Source organism: Bradyrhizobium sp. USDA 4449 (genome assembly GCF_054056275.1).
This window is the reverse complement of the sequence record NZ_JBSRYD010000001.1, coordinates 4,031,764-4,044,862: the sequence shown is the minus strand read 5'-3', so window position 1 is coordinate 4,044,862 and position 13,099 is coordinate 4,031,764. Positions and strand designations below refer to the sequence as shown.

At 64.3% G+C, this 13,099-nt stretch carries 13 protein-coding genes; 8 read left to right on the top strand and 5 right to left on the bottom strand.

Annotated elements, in window-relative coordinates:
* The first annotated feature begins 48 nt into the window (after window positions 1-48).
* The 5 genes from ACVIIW_RS18790 to ACVIIW_RS18770 all read left to right on the top strand — a co-directional run bounded on the left by ACVIIW_RS18790 (window position 49) and on the right by ACVIIW_RS18770 (window position 4,687).
* On the top strand, window positions 49-1,026 hold the full coding sequence (locus ACVIIW_RS18790; protein ID WP_456702076.1) for a small ribosomal subunit Rsm22 family protein: 978 nt from the start codon (window positions 49-51) through the stop codon (window positions 1,024-1,026).
* Window positions 1,027-1,160: 134 nt separating this feature from the next.
* On the top strand, window positions 1,161-1,721 hold the full coding sequence (locus ACVIIW_RS18785; RefSeq protein ID WP_456702075.1) for a LemA family protein: 561 nt from the start codon (window positions 1,161-1,163) through the stop codon (window positions 1,719-1,721).
* Between the two features lie 32 nt (window positions 1,722-1,753).
* Window positions 1,754-3,013 carry a M48 family metalloprotease gene (locus ACVIIW_RS18780; RefSeq protein WP_456702074.1) on the top strand — a complete coding sequence of 420 codons (1,260 nt, stop codon included), beginning with the start codon at window positions 1,754-1,756 and terminating at the stop codon, window positions 3,011-3,013.
* A gap of 192 nt (window positions 3,014-3,205) precedes the next feature.
* Entirely contained in the window at window positions 3,206-3,958 is a 753-nt protein-coding gene (locus ACVIIW_RS18775) for a P-loop NTPase family protein (protein WP_092227416.1), read from the top strand.
* 60 nt (window positions 3,959-4,018) lie between these two features.
* Complete coding sequence (locus ACVIIW_RS18770) at window positions 4,019-4,687, top strand: hypothetical protein (RefSeq protein WP_456702073.1); 669 nt, start codon at window positions 4,019-4,021, stop codon at window positions 4,685-4,687.
* A 214-nt stretch (window positions 4,688-4,901) separates the two neighbouring features.
* Here the strand turns inward: ACVIIW_RS18770 and ACVIIW_RS18765 are convergent, their stop codons facing one another.
* From ACVIIW_RS18765 to petA, 5 genes are all read right to left on the bottom strand, one after another.
* Window positions 4,902-5,441, bottom strand: coding sequence for an adenine phosphoribosyltransferase (locus ACVIIW_RS18765; protein WP_092227414.1), 540 nt, complete (start codon window positions 5,439-5,441; stop codon window positions 4,902-4,904).
* Window positions 5,442-5,450: 9 nt separating this feature from the next.
* On the bottom strand, window positions 5,451-7,616 hold the full coding sequence (locus ACVIIW_RS18760) for an anthranilate synthase component I (protein WP_456702072.1): 2,166 nt from the start codon (window positions 7,614-7,616) through the stop codon (window positions 5,451-5,453).
* 230 nt (window positions 7,617-7,846) lie between these two features.
* Window positions 7,847-8,521, bottom strand: coding sequence for a dienelactone hydrolase family protein (locus ACVIIW_RS18755; protein WP_456702071.1), 675 nt, complete (start codon window positions 8,519-8,521; stop codon window positions 7,847-7,849).
* A 149-nt stretch (window positions 8,522-8,670) separates the two neighbouring features.
* Entirely contained in the window at window positions 8,671-10,734 is a 2,064-nt protein-coding gene (gene fbcH / locus ACVIIW_RS18750) for a cytochrome b/c1 (protein WP_456702070.1), read from the bottom strand.
* Between the two features lie 62 nt (window positions 10,735-10,796).
* Window positions 10,797-11,327, bottom strand: coding sequence for a ubiquinol-cytochrome c reductase iron-sulfur subunit (petA, locus tag ACVIIW_RS18745; RefSeq protein WP_092227410.1), 531 nt, complete (start codon window positions 11,325-11,327; stop codon window positions 10,797-10,799).
* A gap of 278 nt (window positions 11,328-11,605) precedes the next feature.
* Here petA and ACVIIW_RS18740 point away from each other — a divergent pair, with 278 nt between their 5' ends.
* Genes ACVIIW_RS18740 through ACVIIW_RS18730 form a run of 3 tightly spaced genes read left to right on the top strand, consistent with a single transcriptional unit; the run spans window position 11,606 to window position 13,096 of the window.
* A complete protein-coding gene (locus tag ACVIIW_RS18740) occupies window positions 11,606-12,064 on the top strand; it encodes a tRNA (cytidine(34)-2'-O)-methyltransferase (protein WP_456702069.1) in 459 nt (152 codons plus the stop codon).
* 19 nt (window positions 12,065-12,083) lie between these two features.
* Window positions 12,084-12,716, top strand: a complete 633-nt coding sequence (gene queE / locus ACVIIW_RS18735) for a 7-carboxy-7-deazaguanine synthase (protein ID WP_456702068.1) — start codon at window positions 12,084-12,086, stop codon at window positions 12,714-12,716.
* 14 nt (window positions 12,717-12,730) lie between these two features.
* Complete coding sequence (locus ACVIIW_RS18730; protein WP_456702067.1) at window positions 12,731-13,096, top strand: 6-pyruvoyl trahydropterin synthase family protein; 366 nt, start codon at window positions 12,731-12,733, stop codon at window positions 13,094-13,096.
* Window positions 13,097-13,099: the final 3 nt, after the last annotated feature.

The following is a 13,099-nucleotide window of genomic DNA, read 5'->3' as shown; positions in this document are numbered from 1 at the left end:
GTCATTCCGATCCTCGCGACGCGAGCACCCGGATGACGGTAGGCCAACATGATCGCACCCACCCTCCCCACCGAACTCAAGGCCGCGCTCGAGGCCAGGCTGCAGGGTTTTTCGCGCAACGACGCTGCGCAGCGCTCGCAGAAAATCTCGACCACCTATCGCGCCGGTGGCGGCTCCGGCACGATCAAGTCCGAAGCTGATGCCCTCGCTTATGCGCTGGCGCGGATGCCGGCAACCTACGCCGCCGTCGCCGCAAGCCTGAGCGCGTTCGCCGAAATCGCGCCAGACTTCGCGCCGGAAACCCTGCTCGACGTCGGCGCGGGTCCGGGCACCGCAAGCTGGGCTGCCGCAGAGGCGTTTTCGTCGCTGCGGGATTTCACCCTGCTCGACGCCAACGCCACACTGAGCCGGCTCGCGCTCGAACTCGCGCAGGACAGCACGCGCCTGTCGGATTGCCGCTATCTGCCCGGCGATGCAGTCACGAGCCTCGCCGAGGCCTCGCAAGCCGATCTCGTCGTCGCGAGCTACGTCATCGGCGAGCTCGGCGAGAGCGACCAGCGCAAGCTTACGGAGACAATGTGGGCCAAAGCGCGCCACGCGTTGGTCGTGATCGAGCCCGGCACGCCCGCCGGCTATGCCCGCATCCTCGCGCTGCGCCAACACCTGATCGCGGCAGGCGCCCATGTCGCGGCGCCCTGCCCGCACGAAAAGCCCTGCCCGCTCGTCGCGCCCGACTGGTGCCATTTCAATCAGCGCCTGCCGCGCTCGCAGGCGCATCGCCAGATCAAGGGCGCCGAGGTGCCGTTCGAGGACGAGCGCTTCATCTATGTCGCGCTGACTCGCTCCGCGCCGGCAATCCGCGCCGCACGCGTGCTGGCGCCGCCCGATGTCGGCAAGGCCGAGATCACGGCAAAACTCTGCACCGGCCACGGTGTCGAACTCGCCAAGGTCCCGCGGCGCGACAAGGCTGCCTATGCGGGCGCACGGCGGTGGCGCTGGGGCGGCGCCGTCCTGTCCGAAAGTTAACGTCGTTGCCCGCTTTTCCCTTGAACTCGGATGGCGCCCGACCCGACCAAGTCTTACCTTCCCTCCGCGCGGGGCTCTTCCCGGGCCCATTTTAGTTTAGGCTGTCCGCTCCAATTTCCTTCCAGGAGTTCTCCATGTCGACCGGCTGGATCGTTCTCGGCGTCATCGTCGTCCTCGTGCTGTTCGCCTTCAGCGCCTACAACCGGCTGGTGGCGCTGGGACAGCGCGTCGGCCAGGCCTTTGCCGATGTCGACGTCCAACTCAAGCAGCGTCATGACCTGATTCCGAACCTGGTCGAGACGGTGAAGGGTTATGCGGCGCACGAGCGCGGCACGCTCGACGACGTCATCAAGGCGCGCAATTCGGCGATGTCGGCACAAGGGCCGGCGCAGGTGTCCGCCGCGGAGAACCAGCTCTCCGGCGCGCTGGGGCGGCTGATCGCGCTGTCGGAGGCCTATCCCGACCTCAAGGCCAACGCCAATTTCCAGCAGCTCGCATCCGAGCTCTCCGACCTCGAGAACAAGATCGCGGCGAGCCGCCGTTTCTTCAACAACGCGGTCCAGGAATACAACACCGGCATCCAGCAGATGCCGGCCGCGCTGTTCGCCGGAATGTTCGGCTTCACCAGGAAGGACTTCTTCGATCTCGGCGCCAGCCGCACCGAAGTCGAGGCTGCGCCCCAGGTGAAATTCTGATCTGAGCCGATCGGCCGGCAGGACAACGCGTCATGGCCGCGTATGGTCTCTACACGCACATCGCCTCGAACAAGTTACGTTCGATGCTGCTGCTCGCCGGCCTGTTCGCGCTGGTCTATGTGCTGGTTTATGCCGGCGCATTGGTCGCCGAGGTCGTCATCAACGGCAACCAGACCGTCGCCTATTATCTGAGCCGCGCCTTCCACGACCTCATCGTCGCCCTCCCCTTTGCGACGGCTGGCGCGATCGCCTGGATCGTCATCGCCTATTTCTTCCACCAGTCGATGATCGACGCGGTGACCGGCGGCCGTGACGTGACCAGGCAGGAGGAGCCGCGGCTCTACAATCTGCTGGAAAATCTCTGCATCTCGCGCGGCATCACCATGCCGAAGCTGAAGATCATGGACTCTCCGGCGCTGAACGCTTTCGCGACCGGCCTCAATCCGCGGCAATATGCCGTCACCGTCACCACAGGCCTCCTGAAGGCGCTGAACGACCAGGAGATCGAGGCGGTGCTCGGCCACGAGCTGACCCACATCAGGAACGGCGACGTGCAGCTGATGGTGGTCGCCGTGATTATCGCCGGCGTGGTCGGCTTCTTCGGCGAATTGTTCTTCCGCCTGTTCACCAATCTGAGCTGGAGCTCCGGCGGCGGCTCGTGGTCGTCAGGTTCTTCCTCCTCATCGTCGTCCCGCTCGTCCTCGTCGTCGAACGACAACAAGAATTCCGGCGGCGGCGCGATCATCGTGATCATCATCGCCGTCGTGCTGATCGTGGTGGCCTGGCTCGTATCGCAGGTGGTCAAGCTCGCGCTGTCGCGCTCGCGCGAATATCTCGCCGATGCGGGGGCGGTCGAGCTGACCAAAAACCCTGACGCCATGATCTCCGCGCTGCGCAAGATCGAAGGCCGTGGCGAACTACCGGGCGCGACCTCCGCGGTGATGGAGATGTGCCTGGACAATCCGCGCGAAGGCTTTTCGGATCTGTTCGCGACCCACCCGTCGGTGCAGTCCCGCGTCGACGCGCTGGTCAAATTCGCCGGCGGCCATGATCCCGGTCCGCTGCCACCGCCATCCGATGACGATGAGACGGAACAGTCCGCCGCGGGTCAATCGGAGGCGCAGGCCGATCAACGGGACGCCCCGCCGCCGCTGCCACAGGGACCGTGGAACGATGCAGGCAGCCGGGCCACGCCACCGCCCGTGCCGGCGCCGGGCGCTTCCGGAACTGCGGCCGGCAATCCGTTCGGCAATCCTTCCAGCAACACCATGGGTCCTTGGGGTCGCCACTGAGCGTGAATCTTCTGCAATTTGCAGCGAAATCACAGCGCCCGAGAAAAACTCCGGGAATTGCAGCTACTGCGTGCCGCAGGATTTGAATTCTCCCTTGTTTCTGCCATGTTCGCGCCCAACAGCAGACTCGGGACACCGATTTGGGCCCGGCCGATTGCAATCTCGCGATCGGGGGCGCGTGAGGGGACAGCGATGGCAAAGCCGGCAGTGGTGGTGGTGGGCGCGGACAAGGGCGGGGTCGGCAAGACCACGGTGTCACGTACCTTGCTCGATTATTTTTCCGCCAACAACGTGCCGACGCGCGCCTTCGATACGGAGTCGCCGCGGGGAACGCTGAAACGCTTCCACCCTGACATCACCGAGATCGTCGACATGACGACGACCGCGGACCAGATGAAGATCTTTGACACGCTCAACGCTGTCAGCCCTTCCGTCACCGTGATCGACGTGCGCGCCGGCCTGCTCTCGCCCGCGCTCGCCTCGCTGCGCGACATCGGCTTCCTCGACGCCGCCAAAGCCGGGCAGATCACTTTCGCCGTGTTCCACATCCTCGGACCCTCGATCGCCTCGCTCGAGGAAATCGCGGAGACGGCCGGCTTCATGTCCGGTGCGAAATATTTCCTGGTGAAGAACTTCATCAACGACACCCAGTTCTTCCAGTGGGACCAGGCGACCTACAATTCCTACTTCCACCGCATCAAGGACGCGACCGAGCTGACCATTCCGAAGCTCAACGAAATGGCCTATGAACAGGTCGAGGTGTCCTCGGTGCCGTTCCTGAAATTCGTCGCCAACAAGGGCATCCAGGACGAGGCAGCGAACTACTCCTTCGTGCTGCGCGGCTATGTCCGGCACTGGCTGGCCAACGTCTGGAGCGAATTCGACCGCATCCGCCTCACCGACATCGTCGGCTCGAAACCCGTCACCCGCAACAGCGAAAAATAGTTGCGAAGGCCGGGCTGATACGGCTGGATTGGGCGGTGACTTGGCCTGATATAGCAGCCGATGCCAGCGACACCCGTTTACATCATCTGCTCGCCCCGCCCGCAGGTCGGCAAGACGCTGCTGGCGCGGCTATTGAGTGAATTCCTGCTGCTCAAGAACGGCAACGTCGCCGCCTTCGACGTCAATCTGAAGGAGCCGTCGCTGCTCGATTACCTGCCGAAGGTCACTGAAACCGCTGATGTGATCGATACCTACGGCAAGATGCAGCTGATGGACCGCGTCATCGTCGATGACGGTCTCGCCAAGGTCATCGACCTCGGCTTCCACGCCTTCGACGAGTTCTTCAAGATGACGGACGAGATCGGCCTGCTGAAGGAGGCGGCGCGCCGGCATGTCGCGCCTCAGATCCTGTTCGTCGCCGAAACCGACCGCGTCTCGGCCCGCGCCCATGAGATGCTGCGCGGGCAGATCCCGCGGATGAACCTGATCACCGTCGACAACGAGTTCGTCATTCGCGGCGAGCTGCCACCCGCGATGGAAGGCGGCCGCCTGTTCCGCCTGCCCGCGCTGCCCGGCTTCCTCAAAACCTATATCGACCGCCTGAGCTTCTCCTTCACCGGCTATCTGCGCCAGGAGAAGGATTCCTCGACCGAGTTGCACCAGTGGATCCGGCGGAATTACCTCGCCTTCCGCGAGCTCGAGCTCAGCCTGATCCTGCAGCGGCCCTGAATATTTTATCCGGGTGATATTTACACCGACCGTCCCTCGCGCAGCCTCCAGGCCGCCTGAAACGCCCATGGCAAGGCCGGCCCGACATTCGGCCAATGCGAGCGTCTGGAGGACGAGGAGAGCGGTTATCTCAGGAACGCGCTGCTGAAGCAACGCAGGGCACAACTGGCGGGCCGAGCTGAAGGCCGAAGCGATCGGCGATCGCCACGATTTCTCAATGCCCTTCGAACGTCATCAGCGTGCGCACCGGCACGTCCATGGCGCGCAGCTTGGCGGCGCCGCCGAGGTCGGGCAGGTCGATGATGAAGCAGGCGGCCACGACATTGGCGCCGATCTGGCGCAGCAGCTTCACCGCGCCTTCCGCGGTGCCGCCGGTGGCAATGAGATCGTCGACGAGGATGACGCGCTCGCCGGGCTGGATCGCGTCGATGTGCATCTCCATCTCGTCGATGCCGTATTCGAGCGAATAAGCGATCCGCACGGTGGTGTGCGGCAGCTTCCCTTTCTTGCGGATCGGCACGAAGCCGGCCGAGAGCTGATGCGCCACGGCGCCGCCGATGATGAAGCCGCGCGCCTCCATGCCGGCAACCTTGTCGATCTTGTTGCCGGCCCACGGATTGACCAGCTCGTCGACCGCACGACGGAAGGCGCGCGCATCCGCGAGCAACGTCGTGATGTCGCGGAACATGATCCCCGGCTTGGGATAATCGGCGATGGTGCGGACGCTCGCCTTCAAATCGTGCTCAAAGGTCATTGGTGCCTCTCAATTGACCGGCGCATCCAGCCGGAACGCATTCTCGACAATTCGCAAGCCCACCTCGCCGCCGAGCGACATCAGCGATTCCGGGTGGAATTGCACGCCGGCGACCGGCAGGGTCTTGTGCTCCAGCGCCATGGCAACACCGTCCTCGGTGCTGGCGGTGACGTTGAGCACATCAGGCATGCTGTCGCGCTCGACGAACAGCGAGTGATAGCGGCCGATGACGATCTCGTTCGGCAGATTGCGCATCAGCCGTCCGCCCCGCACCTGGACCCGCGACGGCCTTCCGTGCGCCGGATGGGTGAGCTGGCCGAGCTCGCCGCCGAAATATTCGCCGATCGCTTGCACGCCCAGACACACGCCGAACACCGGTAGCTTGTTCTCCAGCGCCGCGTCGATGGTTTTCTTGATCCCGAAATCCTCCGGGCGGCCCGGCCCTGGCGACAACACCAGCAAATCCCACCTCTTCTGCTTGAGCATGGCGAGCGCATGCACATAGCGGACCACGGTGACTTCGGCGCCGACCTGGCGGAAGTAATCGGCGAGCATGTGCACGAAGCTGTCGTCGTGATCGATCAGCAGCACGCGCTTGCCCGAACCGGTGGCGTCAGGCGCAAACGCCGACAGCGGTTTCGGCGGGTCGCCGCGCAGTGCCTGGAACAGCGCTGCCGCCTTGACCTGGCATTCCCGGTCCTCGGCAGCCGGATCGGAATCGAACAGACAGGTGGCGCCGACGCGCACCTCGGCCAGACCATCCTTCATGCGGATGGTGCGGATGGTGAGACCGGTATTGATGCTGCCGTCGAAGTTCACGGCGCCGATCGCGCCGGCGTACCAGCGCCGCGGCGAACGTTCGTGATCCTCGACGAACTGCATCGCCCAAAGCTTGGGCGCGCCAGTCACCGTCACCGCCCAGGCATGGGTGAGGAACGCATCAAGCGCGTCGAAGCCGGGGCGCAGCATGCCCTCGACATGATCGACGGTGTGGAAGAGCTTCGAGTAGGTCTCGATCTGCCGTCGCGCCAGCACCTTGATCGTGCCGGGGACGCAGACGCGCGCCTTGTCGTTGCGGTCGACGTCCGTGCACATGTTGAGCTCGAACTCGTCCTTCTCCGAGTTCAGCAGCTGGCGGATCTGCTCGGCATCGCCAATTGCATCTGTGCCGCGCGCGATCGTCCCTGATATCGGGCAGGTCTCGACGCGGCGCCCGTCGGAGCGCACGAACATTTCCGGCGAAGCGGAGACGAGGAATTCGCCCTCGCCCAGATTCATCAGCGCGCCATAGGGCGACGGGTTGATGACGCAGAGGCGCTGAAACACTTCGGCCGGCGAGCGCTCGCAGGGCTCGGCGAAGAGCTGGCCCGGCACCGCTTCGAACAGATCGCCGCGGGCAAAGGCCGCGCGCGCGGTCTCGACGGTGGCCTGATATTCGCCGGGCGCGTGATCGGCAAAACCCTGGCGATCCGTCTTCACATACGGGCTCTCTGCTGTCTCGCGCGGCAGGCCTTCGGTCGACTTCCCTTTCCAGGCGAAATCGTAGGAGAGCGCGACGCCACGCCCGGTGGCGCGGTCATAGGCGAGCAGGCGATCCGGGACATAGAGCACAATGTCGCGCTGGTCATTTTCGCGCGGACGCTTCTGCACGAGATCCTCGATCTGGAAGACGAGGTCATAGGCGAAGGCGCCGAACAGACCGAGCAGCCCGTCGTCATTGGCCGAGAAGGCGGCAATGATGTCGCGCACCAGCGACATCACGCTCGCGCGACGCGTGCGCTGATCTTCCTCGACCGGCGCATCACCACGGATGATGCGACCGGCAAGGCGCGCGGCTGATTTCTCGGAGATCACGACGCAGGGTTCGCGCAGGACGTCAGCGAGGAAGGCGATCAGCACCTCGCCGCGCGCATTCAGCGCTTCCAGCCTGAAATTGGTGCCAACGGTCTCGAGCTTGAGCGGGGGATCGGAGAAGCCGAGGTCAAAGCTCTCGTAGCGGCCCGGCACGGTCGTGCCCGAGGACAATACCACGCCACGGCGGCGGTCGAGCAGGTTGATGAGATCGTCGAGCCGGTCGGCGTGACCGGTGAACTGCTCGGCCACGCGGGTGATCGCAAGACCCCCCCGGGTGACGTAGTCGCTTCTGGGCGGAAGAGCAAAGACTGTCCTGTTCATGGGGTCCTCTTACGAAACTTGCCGAGGGAACGCCACACAGGACAAACGATCAGGCCGCCGCGCTGTGCCGGCGACCTCAGACGATTTTAGGAGAATAAATCGCACCGGCCACCTCTTAGGAGGTGCGCCACCAACGACGGGATGGGCGGGCTGCGGTGCTCATGGGCGGATACTCACCATGGCGCGGGGGCTGCGTCAAGGGCAGCTCCCCGCATCACGGCCAAGGGCGGTTAACCCAGATGCTTCCTGAGAAACTCCGTCGCCCGACCCCAGGCGAGCTCGGCGGCTTCGCGGTCATGCACGGCCTGGCGTTGCTCGTTGACGAAGGCGTGCTCGGCGTCATAGCGGAACAGCTCCAGCGACTTGCCGGCGGCCTTCATGGCCTTCTCGAAGCCGTCGACCAGCTCCGGCGTGCACCAATCGTCCTTGTTGGCAAAGTGGGCCTGGAGCGGGATCTTGACGTCGGCGGGCTTGGCCGCCTGCTCCGGCGGAATGCCATAGAACACGACACCGGCGGCAAGCTCCGGTACATGCACCGCGCCGATGATGGTGACGGCGCCGCCGAGGCAGAAGCCTGTCAGCCCGACCTTGGCGCCGTTGCGCGACAGGTATTGCGTAGCGCCGCGCACCGTCTGCGTGGTGGCGTCCATGAAGTCGAGCGAGTTCATCTCTTTGCCGGCTGCATCCGTATCGTGATACGGCACCACCTTGCCCTTGTAGAGATCGGGCGCCAACGCGTCGAAGCCGGCAAGCGCGAAGCGGTCGCACAGGCCCTTGATCTGCTCCGACAGGCCCCACCATTCCTGGATCACGACCACGCCCGGCGCGTTGCCGCGTGCGGCGTTGGCGAGATAGCCCGAGGCATCCTTGCCGTCCGGACGCTTGAAGGTGATCGTGGTTCCCATGGTGTCCTCCGATGGTTTGTGAGGGAGAGGCTGGCGGTACTTTGGCGGCTGGGCACGCGATAGGCAATCGCATCGAACAACACACGCGCGTGTCCAATAAAAAAGCCCCCTTGCGGGGGCTCCTTCATTCTCGTTTCGCGTCCGGCCGCTCAGTGCGAGTCGGCCCAGACCTTCTTCTTGGTGAAGTACATCAGGAACGCGAACAGGATCAGGAACACGAACACCTGGAGGCCGAGGCGCTTGCGCGCTTCCATGTGCGGCTCGGCGGTCCACATCAGGAACGTGGTGACGTCGTGAGCGTACTGCGCAACCGTCGCCGGCGAGCCGTCATCGTAGGTCACCTGGCCGTCGCTGAGCGGCTTCGGCATCTTGATGGCGTGGCCCGGGAAGTACTTGTTGTAATACGAGCCTTCCGGGATGGTCACGCCTTCCGGCACCTTGTCCTCGAAGCCCTGGAGCACGGCGGCGACGTAGTCTGGGCCCTGCTCCTGATACTGGCTGAAGAAGTCGACGATGAACATCGGGAAGCCGCGGCCATAGGAACGCGCCTTGGTGATCAGCGACAGGTCGGGCGGCGCCGCGCCACCGTTCGCCGCACGAGCCGCCTGCTCGTTCGGGAACGGCGAGGGGAAGTAGTCGGCCGGCCGGCCCGGGCGCTCGAACATCTCGCCCTGATCGTTCGGACCGTCCTTGATCTTGTAGTCGGAGGCAAACGCCGCTGCTTGCGCCTCCGAATAGCCGGGACCACCGGCTTCCGCGAGGTTGCGGAAGGCGACGTAAGACAGCGCGTGGCAGTTCGAGCAGACTTCCTTGTAGACCTTCAGGCCGCGCTGGAGTGCACCACGGTCATAGTGGCCGAACGGGCCTGCGAACGACCAATTGTTGCCCGGCGGCTTGGTGCCGCCTTCCTCGGCGCGGGCGTCCTGCACGGTGCCGACGAACAGCGTACCGGCAGCGACGAGCGCGACCGCGATCGAGGCGACGGCCTTGCCGCTCCTGGCAAGGATCGCTTCCGAGATCGAGTTCGGCACCGGCCGCGGCGTCTCGATGCGCGACAGCAGCGGCAGCACGATCAGGAAGTAGGCGAAGTAGCAGACCGTCAGGACCCGGCCGGCGATCACGTAGATGCCTTCCGGCGGCTGCGCACCGAGATAGCCGAGCAGGATGCAGACCACGACGAAGATCCAGAAGAACTGCTTGGCGAGCGGACGATACTTCGACGAACGCGTCCTCGCGCTGTCCAGCCAGGGCAGGAAGCACAGGATGATGATCGCCGAGAACATCGCGATCACGCCCGCGAGCTTGTTCGGAATCGAGCGCAGGATCGCGTAGAACGGCAGGTAATACCATTCCGGCACGATGTGCGGCGGCGTCACGCCGGGGTTCGCCGGAATGTAGTTGTCGGCATCGCCGAGATAGTTCGGCATGTAGAAGATGAACCAGGCGTAGAGCAGCAGGAAGCAGGCGACGCCGAAGCCATCCTTGATGGTCGCGTGCGGCGTGAACGGCACCGTGTCCTTTTCCGTCTTCGGCTCGACGCCGTCAGGATTGTTCTGGCCGGCGACGTGCAGTGCCCAGACGTGGAGCACGACGACGCCCGCGATCAGGAATGGCAGCAGATAGTGCAGCGAGAAGAAGCGGTTCAGCGTCGGATTTCCAACCGAATAGCCACCCCACAGCAGGGTCACGATACTCTCGCCGACGTAAGGAATGGCCGAGAACAGATTGGTGATGACGGTGGCGCCCCAGAAGCTCATCTGGCCCCAGGGAAGCACGTAGCCCATGAAGCCGGTTGCCATCATCAAGAGGTAAATGATGACGCCGAGGATCCAGAGCACCTCGCGCGGCTCCTTGTAGGAACCGTAATAGAGGCCGCGCAGCATGTGGACGTAGACCGCGAAGAAGAACATCGACGCGCCGACCGCATGCATGTTGCGCAGCAGCCAGCCATAGTTCACGTCACGGACGATCAGTTCCACCGACTTGAAGGCGAGATCGGCATGCGGCGTGTAGTGCATCGCCAGGATCACGCCGGTCAGGATCTGCATCCCCAGCATGAAGGACAGGATGGCGCCGAAGGTCCACCAATAGTTCAGGTTGCGCGGGGTGGGATAGACGACGAAGGAGGAATGGACGAGACCAAAGATCGGCAGGCGCCGCTCGATCCATTGCAGTGCCGGATTGCTCGGCTGGTAGTCGGATGGTCCGCTCATGATGCGATCCTGAGGAAATAAAACGACGAGACGGTTCGAGGCTTCGGACGCGGGTCCGAAGCTCAGCCGATCTGGATTTTGGTGTCCGAAACGAAAGTGTACGGCGGCACGGCCAGGTTCGCTGGCGCGGGCCCCTGGCGGATGCGGCCGGACGAATCGTACTGCGAACCATGGCAGGGACAGAAGAACCCGTCGTAATTGCCTTCATGGGCGATCGGGATGCAGCCGAGATGGGTGCAGATGCCGATCACGACCAGCCACTGATCGTGCCCTGACTTGACCCGGGCCTCGTCGGACTGCGGATCGGGCAGGCTCGCCACAGGAACGGCGCGCGCCTCGTCGATCTGCTTCTTGGTGCGATGGCTGATGTAGATCGGCTTGCCGCGCCAGAACACCTTGATGTCCTGCCCCTCGGCAACCGGGCTCAGATCGACCTCGATCGGCGCACCCGCGGCGATGGTCGAGGCGTCCGGATTCATTTGCGAAATGAAGGGCCAGAGCGCGGCGGCGCCCCCTACTGCTGCGGCTGCCCCCGTTGCAACGAATAAGAAATCACGGCGTGTCGGATGGTCCGCCGAAGACGCTGTCGTCACGATTCCAACCCTTTCTTCTTATGCAGCCGGTGGAACCACCCCAGAGGCCCCCAAGGTCCCCGGAACAGTCTGCCGGCGCCCGCGGCCCCCCGCGGCGGCAGAACTTCACTTGTCGCCGCCAGAACAAGGCGAAAACAGCAGTCCAGAATCGTTCTATTGGCACCCTTGCAGGGCGAGCGCAAGCCCGCTAACGGCGCGGGAGCGTGCAATGCACGAATTCCGCGGCCAGCGATGTTTTATTGAGACATTTCCGGCCCACAACCAACCCCGTAACGCCCATGCAGATCGCACTTTTCCAACCCGACATCCCCCAGAACACCGGTACGATTCTTCGCCTGTGCGCTTGTCTGGGAATCGCCGCCCACATCATCGAACCGGCCGGCTTTCCGGTCTCCGACCGGCATTTCCGCCGGGCGGGAATGGACTACCTCGACCATGTCAGTATTGCCCGCCACGATTCCTGGGCGAAATTCGAGGCATGGCGGGAAAGCCAGGGCGCCCGCCTGCTGCTGTTCACCACCAAAGGCGCCACGGACTACCGCGATTTCCGTTACCAGACGTCGGACATCCTGCTATTCGGGCGCGAGAGCGCCGGCGTCACCGACGCGGTGGTCGAGGCTGCGGATGCGCGACTGGTGATCCCGATCGCCGAAGGGTTGCGGTCGCTCAATGTCGCCATGACCGCAGCGATGGCCGCGGGCGAGGCGCTCCGGCAGGTCCGGAACCCGCACCTTTAGAGATGACGAGGAGAGGCCAGTGAGTTACGCGGTCAAGGAAATCTTCCTGACCTTGCAAGGCGAAGGCGCCCATGCCGGGCGCGCATCGGTGTTTTGCCGGTTTGCCGGCTGCAACCTCTGGAGCGGCCGCGAGGCCGATCGCGCCAGCGCGACATGTCAGTTCTGCGACACGGATTTCGTCGGCACCGACGGCACGCTCGGCGGCCGCTACGCCTCGGCCGTGGAACTCGCCGACACCATCGCCGCGCAATGGACCGCAACCGCCGCCAACCGCTATGTGGTGCTGACCGGGGGCGAGCCGCTGCTGCAGGTCGATGACGCCCTGGTCGCGGCGCTGCACGCCCGCGGCTTCGAGATCGGCGTCGAGACCAATGGCACGGTTATCCCGCCTGAGGGGCTCGACTGGATCTGCGTCAGCCCCAAGGGCGGCAGCGAGTTGGTCTTGCGCCGGGGACACGAACTCAAGCTGGTCTATCCGCAGGCCCTCGCCGCGCCCGAGACGTTCGAGAGCCTCGCCTTCGAGCGGTTCTCGCTGCAGCCGATGGACGGGCCGGAGGTCATCGAGAACACCGCGCGCGCGATCGACTATTGTCTGCGCCATCCGCAATGGCGGCTGAGCGTGCAGACGCATAAATCGCTCGGCATAAGATAGGACTGAACGGACAGATGTGGGAATTGACGAAACAGTTCCGCTTCGAGGCGGCGCATACGCTGAAGGGAACGACCTTTGGTGAGGCGAGCGAAGAGATCCACGGCCACTCCTTCCGCGCCGAGGTGACGGTGCGCGGCATGCCGGACCCTGCGACCGGCATGGTGGTCGATCTCGGCCTGCTCCAGCGGTCCATCGAGGACGTGCGCTTGATGCTCGACCACAAGTTCCTCAACAAGATCGAGGCGCTGGGCGCACCGACGCTGGAGAACCTGTCGCGCTTCGTCTGGGAGCGGCTCGCGCATGTCGGCAAGCTCACCCGCGTCAGCATCCACCGCGACAGCTGCAACGAGAGCTGCACCTATTACGGTCCGCAAGGCTAACGA

Bases quoted from the DNA above. Each gene is read 5' to 3' on its own strand.
- ACVIIW_RS18770 (WP_456702073.1), top strand. From the start codon at position 4,019: ATGCCAGCGACACCCGTTTACATCATCTGCTCGCCCCGCCCGCAGGTC.
- fbcH (WP_456702070.1), bottom strand. From the start codon at position 10,734: ATGAGCGGACCATCCGACTACCAGCCGAGCAATCCGGCACTGCAATGG.
- ACVIIW_RS18785 (WP_456702075.1), top strand. From the start codon at position 1,161: ATGTCGACCGGCTGGATCGTTCTCGGCGTCATCGTCGTCCTCGTGCTG.
- ACVIIW_RS18790 (WP_456702076.1), top strand. From the start codon at position 49: ATGATCGCACCCACCCTCCCCACCGAACTCAAGGCCGCGCTCGAGGCC.
- ACVIIW_RS18775 (WP_092227416.1), top strand. From the start codon at position 3,206: ATGGCAAAGCCGGCAGTGGTGGTGGTGGGCGCGGACAAGGGCGGGGTC.
- ACVIIW_RS18730 (WP_456702067.1), top strand. From the start codon at position 12,731: ATGTGGGAATTGACGAAACAGTTCCGCTTCGAGGCGGCGCATACGCTG.
- ACVIIW_RS18760 (WP_456702072.1), bottom strand. From the start codon at position 7,616: ATGAACAGGACAGTCTTTGCTCTTCCGCCCAGAAGCGACTACGTCACC.
- ACVIIW_RS18780 (WP_456702074.1), top strand. From the start codon at position 1,754: ATGGCCGCGTATGGTCTCTACACGCACATCGCCTCGAACAAGTTACGT.
- ACVIIW_RS18740 (WP_456702069.1), top strand. From the start codon at position 11,606: ATGCAGATCGCACTTTTCCAACCCGACATCCCCCAGAACACCGGTACG.
- ACVIIW_RS18755 (WP_456702071.1), bottom strand. From the start codon at position 8,521: ATGGGAACCACGATCACCTTCAAGCGTCCGGACGGCAAGGATGCCTCG.
- ACVIIW_RS18765 (WP_092227414.1), bottom strand. From the start codon at position 5,441: ATGACCTTTGAGCACGATTTGAAGGCGAGCGTCCGCACCATCGCCGAT.